Here is a 23,398-nt window from a genome sequence, read left to right as displayed (position 1 = left end):
ACTGCATGAAAGGGTCCGCTTTTGAGTGTGTGAAAAGATCGCTTCTTCAGTCTGCATAAAAAAGACTTTTATCCCCCTTCCGCTCGGCATATAGATGAGGAGAAGGGGGTTTGTCATGTTTAAGCCCAGCAGACGGTACAGAAGAAGGACGATGCCGCTCAGACGAGTTTTTTTCCTCTCCCTGTTTATTTTTATTATGTGTACGTGGGCAGGAATCTGGATTGTGAACGATCAAATGAAACCGGCAGTGATGAACATTGCCGTTTCCCAGGCCGAACAACTGGGCAATTACGCGGTGAACTACGGTGTCGGAGAGAACGTGCTGGCCAATATCCGCAAAAATAACGATCCGAATCCGCTCCCGAATATGGATACGGATAAGTTAATTGTCACGCACCGGAATGCTCAGAACGAGATCAGCGACTATGAGCTCAATTCCGCAGAAGCGAGCCGGATCAAGGGCGTCATCTCCGACCGGATTTTATGGTTTCTCAGAATGGCCGAAAAAGGAAAAATTACCATGACCAACGGGCCGGCTCAGGATCTTCGGTACGTCCAGGACGGCGAAGGTACGGGCCTGATCGCCAATATTCCGCTTGGTCAGGTCTTAAACAACGCTCTGATCAGCAATTACGGACCGCGCATACCCGTTGAGATGGACATCGTCAGCAATGTGACGGCCGATCTTCAGTGGGATTACCGAAATGTCGGTATAAATAATATTATTTTCGTTATTTATCTGAATGTCAGTGTCAAAGTCAATGTCATTGTCCCGTTTGCGCTACAGGCGGCAACCATCAATCAGCACATTCCGATCGGCTCGAAAGTGCTCCCTCAGGGCGTCCCCTATTATTACAGTTCGGGAGGAAGCGGGTCGTCGCCGTCTTTATCGGTCAATCCGGTACCGGGTTCGGCGACGAAGGATCAGGCGACGAAAAATTGATCCGGCAAACGGGCCGCCGAAATCAGTGCATTCAATGTTTGCCTGCTCTGGCCTGCCTTTCCCATACGCGGAGGACCGGGTAAGGATCGAAGGAAAATTCCGTGCGTCCGTTATCGCGGTAGATGCCGTAGTGAAGGTGGGGAGGAAATTTGCCCTGCGTTCCCGGCGGGCCGTAGCCGGAACTGCCGACATAGCCGATCTCCTGTCCCGGCTTTGTAATCGTTCCCTTGTGAATATGCGGCGCGTAGCTGCTCAGGTGGGCAAAATAATGATAATTTCCCCGGATATCCCGGATGCCGAGGCGCCAGCCGCCGTACTTGTTCCAGCCGGTCATTTCGACAATCCCGTAAGCCGTCGCCCGGACGGGCGTTCCGTAATCGGCAAACAGATCCGTGCCTTCATGATGACGCAATCCGCCCCAGCCGCGCCGTTCGCCCCAAGTCGATTTATAATCGTAATTGGACCGGAGCGGAAGCGGGAAGGCATGGCCGTACAAATCCGTGGAATTGAAGGCCTCAAACAGGCGGGCGTAATCCTCGATCAGATCCACGGCTTTGCCCCTCCGGTAAATATTCCAGATGGCGATTCTGTAATTCTGTTCACCCGGTCCGAATTCGGCTATCCGCTCCGCAAAAGCAAACAGGCGGTCTTCCGGATCGTGCAGGCGGGCCCGGCCGTCGCCGTTCCCATCTTTTCCCGCGCCGCCGAACAGAGCAATCGTCTTCGGATCCTCATCGTTTTCGTCCGGATTGAGCAGGCCGACCCATGTTTTTTGACCGAAGTTCAGACCGACCAGCGGGCTGTCCGCCTTGCCGGATCGTGCAGACGGCACTGTATTGCGTGCGTACTGATCGCATCCGGCAATCACGCTCCAGGGGACTCCGGTCAGCGCAGATGTTTTAAGATAGAGGGATTTCCGTTCTGCCGAAACGGCCTTCTCACCGAGTGTTTTTGCCGATGCAAAGTCCGACGACAGAATAAAAAGCAGAACGACACAGCTTGCAATCCGTGAAAAATAAATCATGGTCGATGACTGTCCTTTCTTAATTAAATATGAGTAAAGCGGTTTTCCGGACGGCTGGGAGCTGTCATCTCCGGAATTTGCCGGATCTGTTATAATAAATCTGTGCAGATTGTTTTTTAGATCTCTGCCTGCGTTTGCCCTGAATGCGTCCGGACAGGGTACGTCCGAAAAAGATCGGAAAGGATCCGCACAGCTTCGTCGAGAGTAAGGAGGGTTATCCGTTGAGCAATGTGACTGTCGCCGTCGATCACCACCGTTACGAAGTCATTGAAAATGTACGCAATGGCTGGAATGAGGAGGCGTTCTGCAAGCGATACAGCGACATATTGAATAAATTCGACTATATCGTCGGAGACTGGGGCTACCAGCAGCTTCGGCTCAGAGGATTCTATGAAGATCAGAATCAAAAGTCGACATTTGACACGAAAATCAGTACGCTCGTCGATTATCTGGTTGAGTACTGCAGTTTCGGCTGCGCTTATTTTGTACTTAAAAAAAAGACAAACAGCCGGAACTGACTGGATGACTGCCGGGGCTGTTCCCCGTTATGCCGGCCGCGGCTATCCGAACGACCGTCGGCGCTGCCGGCTTTTCCGATACCGTAAGCGCCCTCGGGGAATTCTTCGGGTACGGATGGATTTCGTTTTCGTCCCGGACTGTGAACATCTGAACGCAGCGATTCTTGTGGACGGTCCATCACCCCCTTTCCCGGTATTCTGTGCAGAAAACGGTTAATTGATGAGCGGGTCCGAAAAGATCTGTAAAGTCCTGACATGCGGCGCTGTCCATAAGCTTTCGGTCTGGCCCGGGTAATTTTACTATGGATTAAAGAGGGGAATGTCATGTATTTTGTAGATCGGCGAAAAATCGGCGGAACATTGAACTATATGAACTCGCTTTTGGATCTTTTCGAGAGCGAAAATTGGGATTCTCCGGTCGGCCGCCTCGCACTGGAGCGGCTGGCGCAGATTTTGATCGAATCGATGATCGATGTCGGAAATCAAATGATTGACGGTTTTATCATGCGCGATCCGGGCGGATATGAAGATGTTATCGATATTCTGGAAGACGAATCGGTGCTGCCTGCGGACGACGCGTCAGCTGTCAAGGCGGTCGTGCATCTGCGCAAAATGCTTGTCCAGGAATACACGGCGGTCGATCATGAGCAAGTGCGCGGTGTGATAAAAGATCATCTGACTCCTCTGAAACAGTTTTCAACCCATATCACGGAATATCTGGAAAACGAGCTTGGGCCGGTGTCGGCTTTTTCGCCCGATACCGGACAGTAAAAGAGAATAGACAGGCTGGGGGTTTATTGATGGGTAGAAAGTCATACGATGGGTTTTTGCTTGATCTTGACGGTACGGTTTACCGTGGAAAAGAGAAAATTCCCGAAGCGGTGGAATTTGTCAAGGAACTTAAAAAAAGAGAGCATCCTTATTTATTTGTAACCAATAATTCGACGCGGACAAAAGAAACGGTAGCGGGGCAGCTTAACAGTTTCGGTATTCCGTGCACACCTGACAATGTACTGACGACGAGCATGGCAACGGCTCGCTACATAAAGAATGAGAAAGAGGACGCGACTGTTTACTATATCGGCGAGCGCGGACTGAAACAGGCGATGGAAGCAGAGGGCCTGCAATATGAGGAAAATGATCCCGATTACGTTGCATTCGGCATGGACCGGCAGATCACCTATGAAAAATATGCGAAGGCCTGCCTGGCCGTGCGCAAGGGAGCCAAATTTGTTTCAACGAATCCCGATGCCGCTCTGCCGACAGAATACGGCCTGTTTCCGGGCAATGGTTCCCTGACATCGGTGATCAGTGTCTCGACCGGCGTTCAGCCGGTTTTTATCGGCAAACCGGAACCGATCATTATCGATCAGGCACTTAAAAAACTGGGAACGGCGAAGGAGCGGGCCCTGATCATCGGCGATAACTACGATACCGACATCATGGCAGGAATCCGCGCTGACATGGATACGCTGATTGTACTGACCGGAGTGACGTCGCAGCAGAACCTGCAAACGCGGACCGTTCAGCCGACGTATGCACTTCGATCATTGAGCGAGTGGGTATTTTGAAGCTTCGCCGGTTTTCATTGCGCGGTCTGATGGTTCCTGTTCCTCCGTATCGTTGCCGGAAAAATGCTGCACGGCCCTGACCGGAGGAGATGAGCGCCGCGAAACGCGCAATATTCCGCCGGACTTGAGATACGGAATCATGCCCGCTTGGGTGAACAGATTGTTCTATTCGCATAAAAATTATAGAAAAATTTTGACGTTAAAAATTCCTTCTCGAGCAGAAGGCTTTTTTTATGCGGTCAGGCATCGGCACCGAGGGCTGCCTCCGCTGCAGACGGAACCGCGTTTTCCTGATACATTTTTTTATTTTGCGCAACCTAAGCGACGAGGTGATTTTATGCGCACAATGTGGAGAGGCAGCATTCAGTTCGGACTGGTCTACATCCCGATCAAACTCTACACGGCGACAGAAGACAAAGATATCAAACTGCGTATGCTCCATAAAGACTGTATGGCTCCAATCAATTATACACGGACTTGTTCGAAATGCGGCAAAAAAGTCGGATATGAAGAGATTGTCAAAGGGTATGAATATTCTCCCGAGCAGTTTGTAGCCGTCAGTGAGGAAGAACTGAACGATCTGCAGGGAGACATCGATAAAAGCATCGAAATCGTCAATTTTGTCAATCTCAGCGAAATCGATCCGATATTTTATGAAAAATCTTATTATATCGGTCCGGACGGCGGGAACGGCCTTAAAGCTTATTCGCTGCTCCGCCAGGCGATCGGCGACTCGGCCAAAATCGGGATTGCCAATATCATCATCCGGGCGAAGCAGCATCTCGCCGCGATCCGCAGCCACGGAAAAGGAATGATTCTTGAAACTTTATACTATCCCGATGAGGTCCGGAGTATGGACGAAGTTCCGGGAATGGCGAATGTTGCCGGAGAAAATGTGCAGAAAGAACTCGACATAGCCTCGCAGCTGATTAATCAGCTTGCAGCCGAATTCCAGCCGGAGAACTACAAGGATGAATACCGGCTGAAACTGGAAAACCTGATCCAGAGTAAAATCGCCGGGATCGAGCCCCGCAAGAAGGCAGGGGCTCCCCAGCCGAAAAACGTCGTTGATCTGCTCTCAGCCCTGGAGGCAAGCGTCAAAGAAACCCGCCCGAAAAAGAGAACGGCAAGACGGAAAAAGACGGTCTGACAGATGCGCAAACTGAATCCTGTCATTCCTTTTGAACCTGTTCCTGCCAAAACGATTCCGGACCGAGCGGAGTGGATCCATCAGATCAAGTGGGACGGCGTCCGGGTGCTCTGCTATTTCGGCGGAAGGGAAATCCGTCTTTTTAACAGAAAAAAGAACGAGCGGACAGCAGTTTTTCCGGAGCTTCAGGCCGTCACCAAGTGCACGGCTGCCGAATCGTTCATATTGGACGGCGAAGTCATCGCTCTGGATCAAAACGGCAGGCCCTCCTTTCACGATGTCATGAGGCGGGACGGAATCAGGCAGCCGGATCGGATCAAAGCGGCCATGAAAAATATTCCGATCTATTACATGATCTTTGATCTCATTTATTGCAACGGCCAGTGGCTGAACGATCGGCCGCTTCAGGAAAGGCTTGATCGGCTCGCCGCCATTGTTACGCCGTCCGAAAGGATTCAGCTGACACCGGTTCATCGCGACGGGCCGGCATTATTTCATACGGTGAAGAAAATGGGCCTGGAAGGAATCGTTTCCAAAGATAGCGGGAGCCGGTATATGATCGGCGGACAAAACGCGGACTGGAGAAAAATCAAAAATTACAAAGACCTGATCGCCGTGATCGGAGGTGTTGCTTACCACTCGGATATCGTTCGTTCCGTACTGCTGGGGCTCTATGATGAACAAGGCCGGCTGATTTATATCGGCCGTTGCGGAACGGGAAATCTGACGATGGCGGAGTGGCAGGCCTTCACGCAATTTATCGTTCCGCTGATCACGGACACCATGCCTTTTGCCGGCCGGCCGCCGGGCTCAAAGGGCGTCCGCTGGCTGGAACCGCGGATCACGGTAAGAGTGAAATATATCAACTGGGCCGGCCATGCTCTGAGACAGCCGAGCATCCAGGCCTTTGTCGGTCGGGATCCGGAAAAATGCAGGATAAAGGATGATCATCATGAAAATTTTAGATAAGCCTTTACAGGATGCCGAAATCACGCATCCGGATAAAATTGTCTGGAAACAGCCCCCAATTGACAAAGCACTGTTCATTTCTTATCTGGCCGAGGTTTCCCGCTTCATGCTTCCTTTTTTAGAAAACAGGGCTCTGACAGCGATCCGTTTTCCGCACGGCGTCCCCGGGGAATCGTTCTTTCAGAAGAACTGTCCGGACTATGCGCCCGAGTTCATTCAGACGGCGACCGTCGGCGATCATCGTTATATTATTTGCAACGATCTTGCAACACTGATCTGGCTCGGCAACCAAATGACCGTCGAATATCACGTCCCATTTCAAACCATTGGTTCAGACCGGCCGCTGGAAATCGTTTTTGATCTGGATCCGGCCGACCGCTCGGATTTTCCGCTGGCAGTCAAAGCCGCGCTGCAGATAAAGAAGATTCTCGACCGTCTGGAAATTACAGGTTATCCGAAACTTTCCGGGAGCAGGGGCCTTCAGATTCATATTCCAACGGCCGGAAGCGGGCTGACTTATCCGGACTCGCGAATCTTTACTTCATTCATTGCCCGCCTTCTCGTCGAAAATTTTCCGGCTGATTTTACGACTGAAAGGCTGAAGAAGAAGCGCGGAAACCGGCTTTATATCGATTACGTCCAGCATGCTCCGGGAAAAACGATCATTTGCCCCTATTCTCCGCGCGGAAAAGAGGGCGCGACGGTTGCCGTACCGCTTCGCTGGGAGGAAGTGAATGAAAGCCTCAGAATGGAACACTATACTATACCTTCTGTGCTCGGGCGGATTGCAAGGGGACCCTGTCCGATGCAGGACTTTTTTAGGCAGGAAAACCGATCCCTATCGACCGTTGTCGCTTCTCTTAAAAAACAGGTTCCCGTATTATCTTCTGCCGGCCGGCATTGAATCGGCGCCCGCCGCATAAATTGTAAGGAAATCGTGCGGGGAGGTGCTTGCATTTGGCGGGGGCAGACTGGCCGGCTGTTGCCGGCAGGAAGTACCGGCTGCAGAAGGAAGATACGGCTCATGCCCGCTTTTTTTTTCAGCCGCTGCACCATTTTTATCATCGCAATCTGGAAGTGCTGGCCGATATAGCGGACAATCTGGCGCTCGGGACGATTCCGGTCTGCAGAATGTTCAGAAACCGGGAAAACCAGTACGTCACGGAAGTGGACGGCGTTCCCTCAGTTCTGATGTCGCTGCCCGATGAAAACAGACATCCGTCTTTGCCCCTCGGGACTGCGCTCGCGGACTTTCATCGCCGCACCGCTCTGCAGGATACCCAGCGTTTTCCGGAATCGCCGGTCGCCGGCCGGACATCGGAGTGGGTCGGCCGGATCGATGCACTGGCGAAAAAATATACCGAGATTCAGACGAAGAAGCAGACCGATTTTTTTGAACAGCGCCTTCTGGCAAATTTTCCTTACTTCTCGGGGTGCGCGGAAAATGCGATCCAGCTCGGCGTTGATACCTTCATCGATCATTCATACGGGGAAACGGCGGTGATCGGACATTTTCGCTTTTCAGGCTCCGAATCGCTGTATCCGGAAAATCCGGCATTCTGGGTTGCCGACGACCGCTCGCGTGATCTGGCCGAATGGCTCCGTATGCTGGCGTGGACGAGGAGCGGGCCGGACCAGGAAGCGGCGGCCGAGAGTTTCCTGAACGATTATGAAGCCCGTTTCCCGCTGACGGATCCGCTGGCCGCCCATCTGTTCAGCAGACTGCTCTTCCCGCTTTCTTTCCTGGAATGCTGTGAACGGTATTTTTCCGGATCGGATCGGGAGGACCGGCAGCTGCTGGAGGAAACGATCCGGGCCAACGAGGAAAAGGCCGGGAACATCGAATCGATGCTTGCCTTTTTAACCAAACGATATGCGAATCGTTTTGAAGCGCCGGAATGGCTGGCTTCCGGCGGAACACGGTAAGTTCGATTCTGAGCGGACGGCGTTTTCATCAGCGGCGGGCGGGGGAAAAAATCGAACCATCTGCAATTCAACACCGATTTCACCATACAAAGCAGTCTATCGCCGCCCGCATTCCCCAAAATTAGCCGGAAGAGCGGCGGCGTCTTTGCGTGGTGTTCCGGCCAGAGGCAGGAGCCGGGGGAATATTCAGTGAGCAACAAAAAACCGCTTGCCGTCAAGGCAAAGCGGTGCGTCATTTTCTCAGTTGATTAAAAAACCTGTTCGAGTTCCCGCACTCCGGGGACGTTTTCAACCAGGGCACGTTCAATTCCGGCTTTCAACGTCAGCGTCGAACTTGGGCAATTGCCGCATGCCCCCATCAGCCGGACACGGACGATGCCGTCTTCCACTTCAAGCAATTCGACATCCCCGCCGTCACGCAGCAAAAAAGGACGAAGCTTCTCGAGAACCTCTTCGACTTGGTCGTACAAACGAAACACTCCTTCCTATTGCTCTATAGAGTCATTATATCTGTTTTATTAAAAAAAATCTATGATGAATGTCCGAAGCGTTCCTTACCGCGGAACGTAATTTTTATCTGCCTTCCCAATGAGAAAGCGTCGTTGTCTCCCGATCGATGACAGGAAGACGGACCCGTGTTATAGTATGGATAAAGCTTTGAACGACGGGGTGAAAATAAATTGGAGCTGACTGTTTATGGAACGGAGGCTCTCTGTGCGAGCTGCATTCAGGCCCCGTCCTCCAGGTCAACGGCCGAGTGGCTCGAAGCGGCGGTGACCCGCAAGTATGGAAATCCGGTGACCGTCCGTTATGTCGATCTGGAGCATCCGATAACTGAAAGTGACCGACTGTACTGTGAAAAGATTGTGGCGGATGAATATTTTTACCCGCTTGTAGTTTCGGATCATGTGGTGCTTGGCGACGGCTTTATATCGCTTAAACCGATTTTCCGTTTTCTTGATAATCACGGATTCAAGGACATAAACGAAAGCCGCAGGTACGACAGCCGGGGAGAATAAAATTGAGAAGGAAGGGAGCCTGATGCTTGATTTTCACCATAGCTGGCCGTACGAACGCGTCATGAGCGATATTTATTTTGAGGAATGCCCGTTCTGCCATCGGTCGCCGGTGATGATTCCGATCAGGAAAAAGGCGATCGAAGAGGCATTCGAGGGAATTAAAACACATATTATTATGCCGTGCTGTCATGAAAAAATTGTGATTGAAAGTATGGACGGCGATTATATCTGGACGACTCAGGCGCTCAGATAAAAGGAAGCGGAGAGTGAACGATGCGGGATAGAACTTTTGCTTTTACAAAAATGCACGGACTCGGCAATTGCTATATATATCTGGACGGGATCAGCCGCGAACTCGACATCCCTTCGCCTGCCGACCTTTCTATCCGGGTCTCGGATCCATATAAGGGGATCGGATCGGACGGCCTGATCCTGATTCTTCCCTCGAATCAGGCCGATGTCCGGATGAGAATATTCAATAAGGACGGATCGGAAGCGAAAAACTGCGGAAACGGGCTGCGATGCGTTGCAAAGTACGCTTATGAGCACGGTTTGGTGAATCGAAAACACTTTACGATCGAGACGCTGTCCGGAAATAAAGAGGCAGAAGTACACCTCCGCTTCGGACATGCGGACGAAGTAACGATCGACATGGGGGAGCCGATACTTGAGCGCGGCAGAATACCGCTGCAGGGCGGCGACCCCGGCAGCAAAGTCATCCGCGAACCTTTGACTGTCGATGGTGTGGATTACCGTTTTACCGCGGTGTCGATGGGCAATCCTCATGCCCTTTTCTTTGTGGAAGATGTTGATCGGGCCCCGATCCGTCGGCTTGGCTCGCTGCTTGCCGATACGTATCCCCTTTTTCCCGCAGGTGTCAATGTCGGCTTTGTTCATCCGCGCTCCGACCACGAGGCGGATTATCGGGTTTGGGAACGCGGTTCGGGTATCACTCAGGCCTGCGGAACGGGCGCCTGCGCTTCAGTCGTTGCCTCGGTCCTCGAATCGAGAATGGCCGGCGACCGGCCGGTGACGGTTCATCTTGCCGGCGGAGACCTGACGATTGAATGGCAGTCCCGCTCCAATCATGTATTCATGACCGGAGATGCCGAAACAATCTGCGAAGGCACTTTGTTTGTTCATGATGCGAATAAGGAACGATCATCGACTGTTTGATTGTGATCATAATCACGGCACGATATAATATACTTAAAATGCAAAGGAGTTGAAAAAGATGAAAATCACTCTGACAGAGGCAGCAAATCATCATGTGAAAGAAATGATGAATGAAGAACCCGGAGAAAACCTGTTTCTCCGCGTCGGCGTCGGCGGAGGCGGTTGCTCCGGCCTGTCGTACGGCATGGGTTTTGACGATAAGATGATCGATGGCGATCTGGCGTTTGAAAATGACGGATTAAAAGTCGTTGTCGACAGGAACAGCGCTCCGCTGCTTGACGGTGTGACCATTGACTTCAGACAGAATCTGTCAGGCGGCGGATTCACGATCGACAATCCGAACGCCATCTCAACATGCGGCTGCGGACACTCGTTTAAAACAGCCGACGATCAGGGCGAACCCGTTAAAGACTGCGGCTGCTGATGATTGCTTTATAGAAGGATCGACAATGGGATTAACAATTGAGGGTTGTAAATTTCAGATGAAAAATTAGAGATTTTTCATTGCTGATTATTCATGATTCAATCGGCAATGTCTCTAAAATAACTTGTTTTTTGAACCATCTTCTAGTGATGAATCAGAATTAGGAGGTGGTTTTTGTTTTGCCTAAAAATATCCGTCACAGTCGAATTACATCACGGAGCAACGCTAAGAACTATTCTAGACTAACTTTTGATCAGGCTTGCGACATGGTCATCAGTGGCAAAAAAATAGAAGGGTGTCGAGAGCGAACAATTCAAGATTATGTGAAAGATTGGGGCTATTTTAAAAAGTGGGTTAATGAAAATTATCCCAATGTTCAATATGTCGATGAAATTACTACTGAAATGATTCGCAATTACATTTCTTATTTGAAATACGATGCTAGACGTTATGCAGGCCATAAATACATCAATGATAAAAATCAGCGAATTGGATTAAAAGATACGACGATTAACATTCGTTTACGGACATACCGAGCGTTTTTTAATTATCTCGAACGTGAGGATTTACTGGAAGTTGCTCCAAGAATTCAACTTTTGAGGACTGACATTGATTTAACCAATTTCTTATCTGATGACGAAATTAAAGAGATTCTAAGGCAAATTGATCAACGTGACTATGTGGGATTTCGTGATTATGTCGGAATATTAACACTTCTAGATACGGGCATGAGGGGATCGGAGCTGTTGGGACTCCGTATTACCGATGTTGATTTTAAAACTCGTTTTATTACGTTGAATGGAGCCCAAACTAAGAACAGGCGACCTAGATTGATCCCTTTTTCAACATCAACATCAAAATTGTTGCTTGATTTGCACAACGAAAACCAACAGCACTTTAAGACAGACAGGCTCTTTCTTTCATGGAACGGTGATCCAATTGGATTAAATCATTTCGACAAGAGATTAAAATTCTACGCAGAGAAAGCAGGAATCAAAGATAAGAAAGTTACAAGTCATGTATACCGCCATACTTGGGCTAGGAATATGGTTCTTGATGGAGCAGATCCATTTACTATTTGCAAGATGGGCGGATGGTCAGATATTCGAACCATGCGAAGATACGTTCAGATTGATATAAAAGCCATGAGAGAAGTTCATGATTCAGCTTCGCCAATTAATAAATTTAGAAGTCCAAAAAATTCAAGGATAATTTAATCCAACAAATCAAAGGGGTCTTTCAAATGTCAGCAGCAAATGTAATCAAACCACTAACCGAAACACAGGAACAATGTTATCGCCTTTTTGTCGAAGCAAAACTTTACGGATATGTTGATACAAAATCATTGGACAGGGACTCCGCTATTGCTGATGTAACGGCTTTGAGAGATGTCTATACCAATTTGATTAGCACTGAAGGAAAGTCATTGAAAATGGATGTCGCTGATTGGGATATCGACGTAACAGGTACTGCCAGTCCTAAAAATGGAGAAATGGAGGAGGAACGCCTGATGACCTATCAAAAGGTTCAGGCAGCAGGTCTGCCTTTCAGAGCCAATCTCCCTCAATATATCATGGACGAACTGCAATCAGAACAGGACAAATTGTATTTTGCCGCTGAAGCACATCCAGACACACATTTTTATGAGACACGTCTTAACGGATTTGAGAGGGCACTTTTAATCTTGGGTATCCATCTTCCTTATCCAGAAAATAAGGACAAAGCCGTAGCCAGCAACCCGCTGATGAATTTAAAAAGAAAGGACTGACATTTCCTATGTCAAAAAAATTGAAACACGTTGAAAAGTATATGGAGTCCGGAGAACAGATTAAATTCTTGCTACGCGGCGTCTTCAAAGAATGGCTGATTGTGACGGACAAAAAGGTTTATATCGTTAAAAAAGGATTTTGGACAGGGAATATTTTTCAGACAAGCCTATTCAAAATTCAATTTAACCGACTGGATGCGGTTAACGCAACCACCGGAATCTTTTGGGGACACATTGAACTCGTAACGGCTGGCGTGCATGAAAAAGCAAACTGGCCTAACGCTGCTAAAAATTGCCTTGTTTTTCACAAGGGAAAAATGAAAATAAATATTAACCAGGCGATTCAATATATCAACAGTAAAATTTCAAAGCCTGAAGCACCTAGTTTTTCAATGAGTCCTGCTGATGAAATTCTCAAATTTAAGAAGCTGTTGGATGCAGGGGCTGTAACTCAAGAAGAATTTGAGAAACAGAAGGCAAAGCTATTGAAATAAATTTTGAAAGGAAAAGTCATGAACGCTGAACTAGATTCTTTGGAAAAATCTTATTCGTTTGACGACCGATCCATTTCAATTAATGAACTGGAAGACATGATTGAAAGGGTAGAAATGTTGCATCAAATTCTGTCTATTGCCCATTCTCTTGCAGCGGACGAGCATTACAGCAAGGATGACGCCGTAAACGATCTATTGAAACCGTTTAAGGAGCATACATTTTAAAATTTTATGCAGTGTTAAAGACAAAATGAAACTCATCTGCTCCAACAGATGAGTTTCGCGTACTTAAATATACGATTTATTAGATAAATCAAGTATACATTGTTCGGCTTTAAAAAACAAGCCTCAATGTGTCTGTTTAAGTGCGCCAAAATTTGATGAAGATGAGGCGTACCATCATGAAAACACGAACGAAACGGAGAACGATTATAGAACATAGTCAATTTAGACAAATGCTGTCATATAAACCATTTGTAACACTTCAATCAGATAAACAGACCGTCAAAAATGATTTAAAGCAAGATATCGTCAACTTATATCAAGATAAATGGTACAGACTCAAGGAAGGCACAAGGGCTGCTATAGACTTTCTCTGCTATTCTGCATGTGAGTTAGGATTTTCATATGCATCACAAGAATATCTTTCAAAATGGGGCGTTTCAGAGCGTACAATTAGACGAATCATGAATGATTTGCAAAAGACGGGTATTATCTTTATCGCTTTCCGGCGTAAAGGTGCATTTAATTGTTGTGGTAAACCCGTTTATTTCTTCACAAAACACCAATATTTCGCTTATTGGCGCTCTTTTTTAGGTATTGATGCCCAATCTAGTAACCTATTAGATAGCCAAGTTGAGACGCCAGAGATCCCTATTACTAAGCCAATTCTAACGGCTGATCCGTTTTCTAACTCTATCTTAACTTCTAATCTATCAAAAGAATCTGTAAAAGATCGTAGCAAAGATGAAGAAAGTCCCATAGGTTCAGATATTGATTATCTTCCGCACTATATTGATCGGACATTTGGAATCATTTACAAAGTACATTTCGGATTAAACATTGAACGTATAAACTCATTATGGTCGATTCTTAAACAACAGGCATATAAAGCCAATATTGAGCTGGAAAACGTATCACAAGCCGGAATCTGGAGCCTCAAGCAGCTAATAGGGCAGATGAAGATCAAGAAAATCAAGAATATCAACGCATATTTTACGCAGATCGTGAAAGAGAAATGCCATGAAATTTTCCTGAATGAGTGTGAAGATGAATATGGTGCTGACTTCAGCAAATTGGAGTTTGTAATACCCCATTGATTAATTTTGAATGCTCAGGATTAGCCACATTTAACGCAAATTGATTTTAGGTACAATCTATCGAAAATGAATTGGGATGCTTACAGAGACTCACAGAGGCTTATATAATGAAACTGTGAAATATCTGGCTAGATTTAATCTAGGTAGTCTATCTTAAATGTGCTTTTTTGAACATTTAACTTGTACCAACTTTACTTTTAGTAAGGATGAAGTTAAGGTCGCCCTCACCGACTTATTCACTGCCCAACTTTGGCGAGTCAGATTATATTGATCATACAAGATCGTTGTTATATCTCCAACGAGCGAGGGAATTACACATCAAAATAAGAATGATTTATAATAATCCCCTAATAAATTAATATAATATTGATAATGACATCATATTTGACTTAAATTAAACCAAAGATTATAATGGTATTTGTTGAGGGAGGAATACCTTTTGCAACATCCTATTGATTATCTTTGCAGTCAATATAAATTAAGCCTAAATGATCTCGCTGATTATCTAAAAATTAAACCACAGCAGATTTCAACGTGGAAAAACGGAAGGAGACCAATTCCTAAGAAGCATCTTAAAAAATTGTGCTATGTGTTTAATATTCCTGAAGATGAATCACAAATTTTCACTGAATCATTAGGTGTGGAAAATATTGTGAAAATTGATGTATATGCCGAGTATTCAGTTTGGAAAAGGCGGAAAATTAACGATGATATTAAGTTTCAAGCATACTTTCGGTATAAATTGGCGCAAATGAACCTTGAATATATCAATGCAAAAAAAGAACTTAACATATCTATGAATCATTTTATGGTTCATAACTCTAAAGAATCGATTTTAAAAGAAGTAGATAAAATCAAAAAACTGGCACAAGAAATAGAGAAGGACGCAAAAGAAAATCATGGATTATTAATTGAATATGAAAGTGATGAATGGAAGGAATAAATTATAAGGAGGCGATGTCTGGTATTTAGTGAAAGTTAATCTGTTGCAATGGCCGGTGAAAACAATGAAGAATATGAGGAGTGAAGATAGATGTTCGAAGTCAGGAAATGCGATATTTTATTTAATGATATTTATGATGCTCTGGTTGTCAATAATCATAAGAATGATGAATATGTTATTGATTTGAGAAAAAATGGGAAGAAGACAATTAAGAAATTAAAAGTAATTTTAAGAGAAGAAAATATAGAATATAGGGAAAATGGCTCGAAACTTATTTGCTTTCTTGATGAGCATAGTAAGCGGACTGCCCAAAATGTATATACGGCAGAAGTGAGAAAGCAGCTAGTCGAAGAACAACGAGAATTGGATAAGGAATTTATGAGAGATTTTATTTATGTTGTTAAATGATATTTAAAAAAAGAGGAGTGGTTCAAAATGACAGAATACGATGTTTTTGCTAACTTTAGCGGAATAGCACACATGAAAGTAAATGCGAGAAGTTATAAAGAGGCTGCTGAAAAAGCGGAAATGGAAGTAAACGGATATTTCGTTAATCCGAATGTAAACATACAGACAATGGACGGGAAAAATCACGGGCTGTATGTTGATGATGTTAATATTGAATATAGTAAAGATAATCCTAACGAATTTAATGAAGATTAGGAGGCATCCGCTCAATGAAACAATCACTCAAACAGCAATTTGAAATAGCACATGAACTTGAACACAACGATAACTATGTTGACTATCTCTATTCTTCTAAATCTGACAAGCTGATAGCAGCAATGGATAAAAAATACGGAAGGGTGATAGGCGAATGAGTAAGTCATTATATAAATTTTTAGAGGAGAAATCTAATCCAGTAATTAAATTCCCTAAAATTGGTGACAATGTAGAATCGTTTATAAGTTATTTTGGTAAACCAATTAAAGACAATAATGAAACATTAATTAGTTTTGACTTCGATGTAAAAGATTCAAGCTATTTTATTATAAAAAATCTTCATAGAATTGTTAATAATATTTCTTTCAGTCTGAATAAAAGCAATGATGAACTAAATGAAGAATTTGAGGTTTTTGGAAGAAATTTTTTACCTGATGATTGTAATTTTATTAAGAGGGTAGATGAGAAAGTTATTCCTATTGTAAATGGTGATGAACCGATTTCAATTTTTGAATACTATTCAAATCAACTAAAAGAAAGTAGCAGATATTTTAAACAATTTAATGACAATGGTTATGTGACCTTTTATTTATCAAAAGGAATAGGAATTCGTTTTGTAGTGGCACTTGGTAAGGAAGATGCGATTTAAAATAGTTATACTGAACGAAACTAGCCCCTTGATCGCAGATACGTGGGTTAATTGGAGTAAGATAAAACTTAGGATCTATTCCCCAAACAGAGCCATGATACGGAAGAAACTAGCATGAATCATAACACAAAATATGTCGGATTGGATGTTTCCAAAGAAAAAATCGCGGTCGCCAACTTATTTTTAATCCGCTATCGGCGAGGACGAAAGCGAAAGGCACTATGATGAATCTGAGGTTCTTTTAAAAAACAGCAGGGGAACGAAATTTAGTTCTTGTTATTCGTATAAATGAACCAGATGAGCGGTCTAAGTTCAACTTAGGCGTATTGAATAGTGTCAATTAAACTGACGTTGGTTTATTGTTCAATTTTGAACGGTGAAAATAAATACCCTCGATTTAATCTAGGGTAATGTCATATAACATGTCCTTAAAGTGAGGGTAGCTGATGCTGTCAGTGTCAATATCGATAAGGGGGGCCGAAAAATGAATGAACCAACGCTTAAAGAAGAATTGATAAAGAAAATTCTGGATATGAAAGACGATGAAGTGAAACGCTGGTTAGATGCAATCCAGGAAGCACAAATACCATATGAGGATGAACCATTGACTGCTGAAGAAAAACAGGCGTTAGAGGAATATAAGGCCGGAAAAATGGAATTTGAAGACTTCGATAAAATCAGGAGGGAGGAATGATACTGCTTCCTACGTATGAAATAATCGTTTTATATGAAAAAAAAATCTAAAGTAAGGATGAAGGGAAGAATTTGGGATTGGCAGATAAACATGTGTGTAAGTGCATATTTTGTAAAGAACTAAAAAAGCCAAGTGATGAACATGTGTTTCCTAAAGCTCTCGGAGGCCAGTTGCACATCTGTTCTGTATGTAAGGAATGTAATAATTATTTGGGAAAACAGGTTGACGCTCCGCTAATAGATAATTTATTAATGCAATTTATTAGAGTCAAATATAGGCTGAAAGGAAATTCTAGATCATTGCCAAATCCGTTTAAGCAAGGCATTTTGGAAGATAATCCCAAAATAAATGTTAATGTACTCACTGATAAAAATGGCAATGTTATTGGAATACACATGGTTCCTTTTAAAGAAACATCTGATGATGAAGACAGTGTATTATTCCAAGTGGACATGAAAGATAAAAAGATACTCCCAGTAATGGTTAATAAATTCCTAAAAAGAAGAAAAATACCTATAATGAGGTCAGAAGAGATATTAGAACAAGCTTTAACTAAAAAAGTTGAACCAAGGCTTAAATTTAAGAAAGAATTCCATTGGGACTTTGATAGGGAATTTCTAAAAATTGCTTATGAGATAGCATATTTGGTTTTAGGTACTCCGTATCTCAGTGATCCAATAGGAGATAAAATAAGGAAATGGGTTAGATATAATAAAGAATCAAAAATAGCTGGCAGTATTAATATTGTTGATAAGAGAAAAATTCGATCAAATAGGCTTGGCCAATTATATGGTAAAGATAATTGCATAATTTCAATGTTGGTACAATGTGGGAATAGATTGTGCTGTTATATTAACTTTTTTAATTCTCTTGAAGGCTTAATTGAAGTTAGTGAAAAAAATAGAATAAAAAACCATTTATATTTTGAAAATAACGTAGAGCAGAAAAGCATTGAGAAAGAAATATTAACCGATAAGATTGAAGAGTTGGTAAATTTATAAATCGCTCTACCGATTAGTTAGAAGAAACATCTGAGCCTTATGATCATTTTCGATCATTTAATTTTCCAACATAAAAAGAGACCGGCTATCCTGCCGATCTCTTAAACTATTGACTTATTCTTTCAAGTGAATAATAATAATTATGAGCTTAATTTCTCTAAATTAAGCAAACTCAAAACTAAGCAGTGTTTTCTTCTGCAAGTTCATAATATCATCTGGGAGGTGATGCGTCAACGCATATTTAGAAATTTTTTATATTAATTTATTTGTAACTGCTCTTGTCGGTGAAATAAATATTAAGAGGGATGATGCTTATAATGCCAGCAGCAGTAACAGAACTGAATAGAAAAAGGATTGAGAACAACGACCCACAGAATTATTTTAAGGGAAACCGCTACATACCCAAGCGTTTAGGTAAAGAGATCGTTAATACATATGAACATATATTCTTTGATGGCAAAAAATTATACATATATCGAAACGGAAAATATCTTAGCAAAGGTGAACTTGTACTCAAAAAGTTAATTCAGGATTTATTAGATGAAGAATCAAATACCAATCGCATTAAACAAACAATGGATTGGATTAAGAATGAGACACAGATTTTGGAAGATACCAAAATTAATCCTGATGATGGAATTATCAATGTAAACAATGGATTATTAAATTATCAAACCGGAGAATTAAAACCTCACTCACCTAAACGGTTATCAACGATTCAATTGCCAGTTAATTATGATCCCAATGCGGATGATCCTAAAATGATGGCTTTTATAAAATCAATTGTTCCAGATGATGCTGTGCCGGTATTGTTAGAGTTTTTGGGCTATTGTTTGATGCCAAATTGTCGTTATCAGAAGGCCTTACTCTGTACGGGTTCAGGGGCAAATGGAAAATCTACTTTCTTTAATCTTATTGAGAAAATAATTGGAAGAGAAAATATTTCATCAGTAAGCCTTCAGGACTTAGATAACAACCGTTTTAAAGTGGCTCAATTGTATGGTAAACTGATTAATATTTTTGCTGATATTCCAAAAACACCAATTAAAGAAGCCAGCAATTTCAAGACAATTGTAACTGGGGATTCTATTAATGCAGAGTTTAAGGGGATCGATTCATTTGACTTTAAGCCATTTACAAAATTAATCTTCTCAGCAAATGAGATTCCTGAAACGAGTGAGAAGAATGAAGGATTTTATAGGAGATGGATCATCATTCCATTTCCAAATCAATTTAAGGACAAGAATTGTGATCCATTAATCGAACAAAAGCTTTCAACTAATGAAGCATTGTCAACATTGTTCAATCTTGCAATTGCTGGATTAAACAGGCTTGAACATAACGAAGCTTTTTCACCATCTGATTCCATAGAAGATGCAATTAATGCATACAGGGGCATTAGAAATTCGATTGATGATTTTATTGAAGAAAAATGCTTACTTAGTGAAATACATACATATAGCACAGCTGATTTACATAATGAATACATAACATATTGCAACAACTTACAAATTAAACCGATCGGCACAAAAAAATTTAATGAGCGTTTAAAAAGTAAATATTCACTGTCAAAGGGTCGGAAACATGGACAGTCAGAACATTGGCAAGGAATCAAACTAAAATGATTTTTGTACAAATGGGAGTTTCTTGTACCATTCTTGTACGCCAAAATGCTTATGTATCAATGGTTTTTAGCGCCTTGTACAAGAATCTCTTAAAAAACTCCAACTCTTTATAGTAAGAGAATATATAAAAGTATTATAAGGAGTTAGCTGTTTTCTTAAGTTTCTTGTACGAACAGCCAATATATGGCTAGAAACATAGTGGTTTGAGCGTACAAGAATTGAAAAATTTGTACGAGAAACTATTGAGCGTCAATGATCGACATGCTAAAAAAGTCAGGTTTAAAGGCATTTGTTAAATATCGGTACCGTTTCTCTCTATATATTAGGGGAAAACTGCACCGATAAAAGATAATAATTACACAGACTTGGCTTTTGCGTAGCAAAAACAAGGATGTCAGCAAGCATTCTTTCGAGAACGTAGTGAACGAAAAATGCGCGGTAGGCATTTACATAATCAAAAAATAAAGGATGGAACATACATACATATGGAGAAAACAAAGAATAAGAATGAGAGTCTGTCGAAGCAGATCTATTTGTTGAGCGTCGATAGTGGGGCATTCTTCACAGATGAGGAAAAGAAGATTTTTAATGAGATGACAAAGGCCAATAGGATGATTGACAAAATCAACAACAAAAAAGATGCGTTTAAAAATAAAACAGAATTATTCAATAATAATACGGAAACATTTGAAAAACAAAAAGTAAATTTCCAAAAGATCAAGAAAGTGAACCAAAGAAATATTAAGAAAATGAATAGAATTAATGATGACTATGATAATTTGAAAAAGGAATACGATGTACTGAAAATTAACTATAAAAGATTTAAAGACATGATTAGTAAACCACTTATCTACATTGATGAAACGGCAAAGGAAAAATGGAAATTAAAAAATAATAAGATTACCATTAAGAAATTTCTCAGCAAAAAATCATCTGAATTTGATAAACAACTTAAATCAAAATTAGATAAATTTGAAGGTGTCCGCAAGATCAGGAAGGATAACATCTGTTACTTCAATAAAACGGATGGGACGAAAGGACATTATCATTTGCGCCAAAGTAAAGTTATCTCGATGTTTGACAGCATTTTAACTAGACTTATTGGATGCCGAGGAAAAGAAATCACAAAAGAATTAATCATCATCAAGAATTATTATTATCCAGTCATGCGAAATCTGATTGAAAATGGTTTCTGTTTTGGTAATATCCATTATATTTATTTATCAAGTTCCTCTGGACAAATCAAAGACCATAAAATGGTTTTCATTCGAGAGCGGACTTACAACAAAATTCAAAATACACTTATGTGTGGATTGACTAAAAAAAACATCAATTCTTATGCTGATAAAGATGGAAATCAAGGAGTCAATCCGAACAAATTTAATAGTTATCTTAGTTTGGTTTCCAGTGCGTCTGTTGAGTGGTCAGATTTTCCGATTGATAAGATTTTGATTGTCCCTGATCTAAAAACTCAAGTGACAGATAAATTTGATGTCCTAACAAGAGGAAAAGATGATAAGTATAAAATTACTGATCGAGGAGAAAAAGTCACTGTCCCTGTTGAGAGTTTCGATGGATTCGGCGTGATTGATAAAAGTTTAGCAAAGTCACCTTTTATTTTCCGTGCGCCGTGGTGCAAAGGGCTGCTCTGTCCTGTTCCGTTAAAAGAATTTATCAATGACAATAAGAATGACAGCGAATTGTGGATCAAGGACGCATGGAATAAACCTCATAATGTGGTTGAGGAACATACGAGAATAATTATGACAGCAAGCCAGATGAAAATGAACAAATATTACACAAGCCAGCAGGACTTTATAGATAAGTTTAAAGGTAACATCTGCAAAGCGGCTATTGTTACAAAAGATGATGTTCGTGAAAATGTTAATCTAAACTATCAATTTCTTCAGACACTTGATTTAAATGATGATGAAATTGCGGATCTCACTGATGAATGCATAAGTGAATTTAAGAAACTTGGTACCGATAAGGAAACAATGCTGAAATACATGGGAGCTGATGATAAGACACCAAGCAAGAATTATTTTTCTAAGGCATTATCCATGTATAACGAACTCTTAAACGATACATACAGTAGAGAATGCATTAAAGATAAGAAAGCATCCATGATTAAGGAATTTAAGAGCGGTAGATTTCCAATTGAAGGTTATCATAATATCTTTATTCTGCCTGATGTCTATAATTTCCTGAGTCGTCTGATCGGTGAAGATGAACATTTGCTGGATCAGAATGAAGTAAGTTGCAAACTGTTTGAAGATAACACTGAGTTAGACATTCTGAGAAGTCCACATCTTTACGTGGAACATGCTATTCAGACGAATAAGATTAATCAGAGTGAGAGGATGAAGGATTATTTTTGCACAGACGGACTTTACATCAGTAACAAGTCATCAATTACGTTGCTGATTATGGCAGATTTTGATGGGGATCATATTTCAGTGACAATGAATAAAACGCTCATCCAGGCAGCCAAGAGACAGAGAAAAAATTATGAAATTTATCCGCTTTATTATGAGATGTTCAGCAGTGAGCCAAAGGAACTGACAAGCACAGTGATTTATGAAAATCTCGTGAGTGCTTACACTCAGAATATCGGGATCATTAGCAATAATATCAGTAAGATTCTAAATAGCGGAAAACCGGATATGGATGCCGTGCGCTATCTCTGCTGCAAAAATAATTTTACGATTGATTATGCCAAGACTCTAAAACAAGTTGAATTTACAAAGGATGTTAATGAAAAATTAACACCATACACAAGTAATAAAACAAAAGTTCCGCATTTTTTTAAGTGGGCTAAAGATAAAAAAGAAAATCAGGTCGCTGATTGGTCTGACAGTACAGTCAATCGATTAGGAAAACTGATGGATGAGAATAAGTACAATTTGAATTTTAAAAAAGTCGCTGGACGGTTTGATTATACGATGCTTAGGAGTAAGAAAATCAATTATGGAAAAATAGCAAAACAGATTGTGGCACGATACAATGAACTTGCCGGAAAACTAAAAACTCTTATACCTGATGACAAAGATATTGATCAAAAAAGGAATCCTCAAACTTACGCTTATTATTATATCAGGAAGGAATTAAAGAAGATAAAGAAGGATGAACAGTACATTACTGATGTTCTTGTCGATTATTTATACGAAAACGAAAACAAATATAAGACAACATTGTGGCGCTGCTATGGTCGATATATCGTTAAGAACCTTGAAAATAATTTAAAGACATATGGTCATTGTGAAAAATGCGGTGCAAAGTTTAAGCGAGCAAAGGCAAAAAGATTCTGTGATGAATGTAAAGAAGCAAATAAAAAAGTGAGTAAACGGAAGAGCAGACAGAAAAAACAACTTGCGCTAGAAGCCTGAGAGGGCTTCTTTTTTTATGCGAAAAAATAAAAAATCAAAGATAGTCATTATTAATTGATAATAAGGATTTTTTCAACCATGTATAGTTTTTCGATTTTCGGAAGTTGAATAATCACTGATATAACAGTATTTA

Annotated in this window: 28 protein-coding genes; 26 read left to right on the top strand and 2 right to left on the bottom strand. The window is 42.1% G+C overall.

What is annotated here, in order from left to right; translation table 11 throughout:
• The first annotated feature begins 115 nt into the window (after positions 1–115).
• Positions 116–943: a sporulation protein YunB gene (yunB, locus tag OYT88_RS02380; RefSeq protein ID WP_274397754.1), complete on the top strand. Its 828-nt coding sequence runs from the start codon at positions 116–118 to the stop codon at positions 941–943.
• Positions 944–974: 31 nt separating this feature from the next.
• On the opposite strand, the gene OYT88_RS02375 is transcribed toward yunB, so the two are convergent.
• Positions 975–1,967 (bottom strand): M23 family metallopeptidase, encoded by a 993-nt coding sequence (locus tag OYT88_RS02375; protein ID WP_274397753.1) that lies wholly within the window; start codon positions 1,965–1,967, stop codon positions 975–977.
• Positions 1,968–2,188: 221 nt separating this feature from the next.
• Between OYT88_RS02375 and OYT88_RS02370 the strand changes: the two genes are divergently transcribed.
• The 7 genes from OYT88_RS02370 (at position 2,189) to OYT88_RS02340 (ending at position 8,101) form a co-directional block, all read left to right on the top strand.
• Positions 2,189–2,485: a YutD family protein gene (locus OYT88_RS02370; protein WP_274397752.1), complete on the top strand. Its 297-nt coding sequence runs from the start codon at positions 2,189–2,191 to the stop codon at positions 2,483–2,485.
• Positions 2,486–2,809: 324 nt separating this feature from the next.
• Positions 2,810–3,256: a type VII toxin-antitoxin system HepT family RNase toxin gene (gene hepT / locus OYT88_RS02365; RefSeq protein ID WP_274397751.1), complete on the top strand. Its 447-nt coding sequence runs from the start codon at positions 2,810–2,812 to the stop codon at positions 3,254–3,256.
• A 29-nt stretch (positions 3,257–3,285) separates the two neighbouring features.
• Entirely contained in the window at positions 3,286–4,056 is a 771-nt protein-coding gene (locus tag OYT88_RS02360; protein ID WP_274397750.1) for a TIGR01457 family HAD-type hydrolase, read from the top strand.
• Positions 4,057–4,393: 337 nt separating this feature from the next.
• Positions 4,394–5,206 carry a non-homologous end joining protein Ku gene (ku, locus tag OYT88_RS02355; protein WP_274397749.1) on the top strand — a complete coding sequence of 271 codons (813 nt, stop codon included), beginning with the start codon at positions 4,394–4,396 and terminating at the stop codon, positions 5,204–5,206.
• 3 nt (positions 5,207–5,209) lie between these two features.
• A complete protein-coding gene (locus OYT88_RS02350; protein ID WP_332236952.1) occupies positions 5,210–6,175 on the top strand; it encodes an ATP-dependent DNA ligase in 966 nt (321 codons plus the stop codon).
• Entirely contained in the window at positions 6,159–7,079 is a 921-nt protein-coding gene (gene ligD, locus OYT88_RS02345; protein ID WP_274397748.1) for a non-homologous end-joining DNA ligase, read from the top strand. Before OYT88_RS02350 ends, ligD begins: the two co-directional genes overlap by 17 nt.
• Before the next feature lie 53 nt (positions 7,080–7,132).
• Entirely contained in the window at positions 7,133–8,101 is a 969-nt protein-coding gene (locus OYT88_RS02340) for a YutH/CotS family kinase-like spore coat protein (protein WP_274397747.1), read from the top strand.
• A gap of 248 nt (positions 8,102–8,349) precedes the next feature.
• On the opposite strand, the gene OYT88_RS02335 is transcribed toward OYT88_RS02340, so the two are convergent.
• Positions 8,350–8,571 carry a NifU family protein gene (locus tag OYT88_RS02335; protein ID WP_274397746.1) on the bottom strand — a complete coding sequence of 74 codons (222 nt, stop codon included), beginning with the start codon at positions 8,569–8,571 and terminating at the stop codon, positions 8,350–8,352.
• 210 nt (positions 8,572–8,781) lie between these two features.
• Here OYT88_RS02335 and OYT88_RS02330 point away from each other — a divergent pair, with 210 nt between their 5' ends.
• The 18 genes from OYT88_RS02330 to OYT88_RS02245 all read left to right on the top strand — a co-directional run bounded on the left by OYT88_RS02330 (position 8,782) and on the right by OYT88_RS02245 (position 23,265).
• Entirely contained in the window at positions 8,782–9,120 is a 339-nt protein-coding gene (locus OYT88_RS02330; RefSeq protein ID WP_274397745.1) for a DUF1462 family protein, read from the top strand.
• A 22-nt stretch (positions 9,121–9,142) separates the two neighbouring features.
• On the top strand, positions 9,143–9,373 hold the full coding sequence (locus OYT88_RS02325; RefSeq protein ID WP_274397744.1) for a hypothetical protein: 231 nt from the start codon (positions 9,143–9,145) through the stop codon (positions 9,371–9,373).
• Positions 9,374–9,393: 20 nt separating this feature from the next.
• The gene (gene dapF / locus OYT88_RS02320; RefSeq protein WP_274397743.1) at positions 9,394–10,296 is read left to right on the top strand and encodes a diaminopimelate epimerase; all 903 of its coding nucleotides are present in this window, start codon (positions 9,394–9,396) and stop codon (positions 10,294–10,296) included.
• 58 nt (positions 10,297–10,354) lie between these two features.
• Entirely contained in the window at positions 10,355–10,720 is a 366-nt protein-coding gene (locus OYT88_RS02315; RefSeq protein WP_274397742.1) for a HesB/IscA family protein, read from the top strand.
• A 179-nt stretch (positions 10,721–10,899) separates the two neighbouring features.
• Positions 10,900–11,937: a tyrosine-type recombinase/integrase gene (locus OYT88_RS02310; RefSeq protein WP_274397741.1), complete on the top strand. Its 1,038-nt coding sequence runs from the start codon at positions 10,900–10,902 to the stop codon at positions 11,935–11,937.
• Between the two features lie 26 nt (positions 11,938–11,963).
• On the top strand, positions 11,964–12,488 hold the full coding sequence (locus OYT88_RS02305; RefSeq protein ID WP_274397740.1) for a hypothetical protein: 525 nt from the start codon (positions 11,964–11,966) through the stop codon (positions 12,486–12,488).
• Positions 12,489–12,496: 8 nt separating this feature from the next.
• Complete coding sequence (locus OYT88_RS02300) at positions 12,497–12,982, top strand: SHOCT domain-containing protein (protein ID WP_274397739.1); 486 nt, start codon at positions 12,497–12,499, stop codon at positions 12,980–12,982.
• 18 nt (positions 12,983–13,000) lie between these two features.
• Positions 13,001–13,207, top strand: a complete 207-nt coding sequence (locus tag OYT88_RS02295) for a hypothetical protein (protein WP_274397738.1) — start codon at positions 13,001–13,003, stop codon at positions 13,205–13,207.
• Between the two features lie 176 nt (positions 13,208–13,383).
• The gene (locus OYT88_RS02290; protein ID WP_274397737.1) at positions 13,384–14,301 is read left to right on the top strand and encodes a helix-turn-helix domain-containing protein; all 918 of its coding nucleotides are present in this window, start codon (positions 13,384–13,386) and stop codon (positions 14,299–14,301) included.
• Positions 14,302–14,740: 439 nt separating this feature from the next.
• Positions 14,741–15,244, top strand: a complete 504-nt coding sequence (locus OYT88_RS02285; protein WP_274397736.1) for a helix-turn-helix domain-containing protein — start codon at positions 14,741–14,743, stop codon at positions 15,242–15,244.
• Positions 15,245–15,334: 90 nt separating this feature from the next.
• Positions 15,335–15,652, top strand: coding sequence for a hypothetical protein (locus OYT88_RS02280; RefSeq protein ID WP_274397735.1), 318 nt, complete (start codon positions 15,335–15,337; stop codon positions 15,650–15,652).
• Between the two features lie 27 nt (positions 15,653–15,679).
• Complete coding sequence (locus OYT88_RS02275; RefSeq protein ID WP_274397734.1) at positions 15,680–15,907, top strand: hypothetical protein; 228 nt, start codon at positions 15,680–15,682, stop codon at positions 15,905–15,907.
• A 14-nt stretch (positions 15,908–15,921) separates the two neighbouring features.
• A complete protein-coding gene (locus tag OYT88_RS02270) occupies positions 15,922–16,065 on the top strand; it encodes a hypothetical protein (RefSeq protein ID WP_274397733.1) in 144 nt (47 codons plus the stop codon).
• Positions 16,062–16,556: a hypothetical protein gene (locus OYT88_RS02265; RefSeq protein WP_274397732.1), complete on the top strand. Its 495-nt coding sequence runs from the start codon at positions 16,062–16,064 to the stop codon at positions 16,554–16,556. The genes OYT88_RS02270 and OYT88_RS02265 overlap by 4 nt, the downstream gene beginning before the upstream one ends.
• A gap of 484 nt (positions 16,557–17,040) precedes the next feature.
• Positions 17,041–17,250 carry a hypothetical protein gene (locus tag OYT88_RS02260; protein ID WP_274397731.1) on the top strand — a complete coding sequence of 70 codons (210 nt, stop codon included), beginning with the start codon at positions 17,041–17,043 and terminating at the stop codon, positions 17,248–17,250.
• 77 nt (positions 17,251–17,327) lie between these two features.
• Positions 17,328–18,251, top strand: a complete 924-nt coding sequence (locus OYT88_RS02255) for an HNH endonuclease (RefSeq protein WP_274397730.1) — start codon at positions 17,328–17,330, stop codon at positions 18,249–18,251.
• 317 nt (positions 18,252–18,568) lie between these two features.
• A complete protein-coding gene (locus OYT88_RS02250; RefSeq protein ID WP_274397729.1) occupies positions 18,569–19,876 on the top strand; it encodes a DNA primase family protein in 1,308 nt (435 codons plus the stop codon).
• Positions 19,877–20,412: 536 nt separating this feature from the next.
• On the top strand, positions 20,413–23,265 hold the full coding sequence (locus OYT88_RS02245) for a hypothetical protein (protein ID WP_274397728.1): 2,853 nt from the start codon (positions 20,413–20,415) through the stop codon (positions 23,263–23,265).
• Positions 23,266–23,398 lie beyond the last annotated feature (133 nt).

The sequence above is a fragment of the Sporolactobacillus sp. CQH2019 genome (assembly GCF_028765345.1).
In the GTDB taxonomy this organism is placed as follows: domain Bacteria; phylum Bacillota; class Bacilli; order Bacillales; family Sporolactobacillaceae; genus Sporolactobacillus.
The sequence above is the reverse complement of the archived record's forward strand: the minus strand, read 5'-3'. Positions and strand labels throughout refer to the sequence as shown.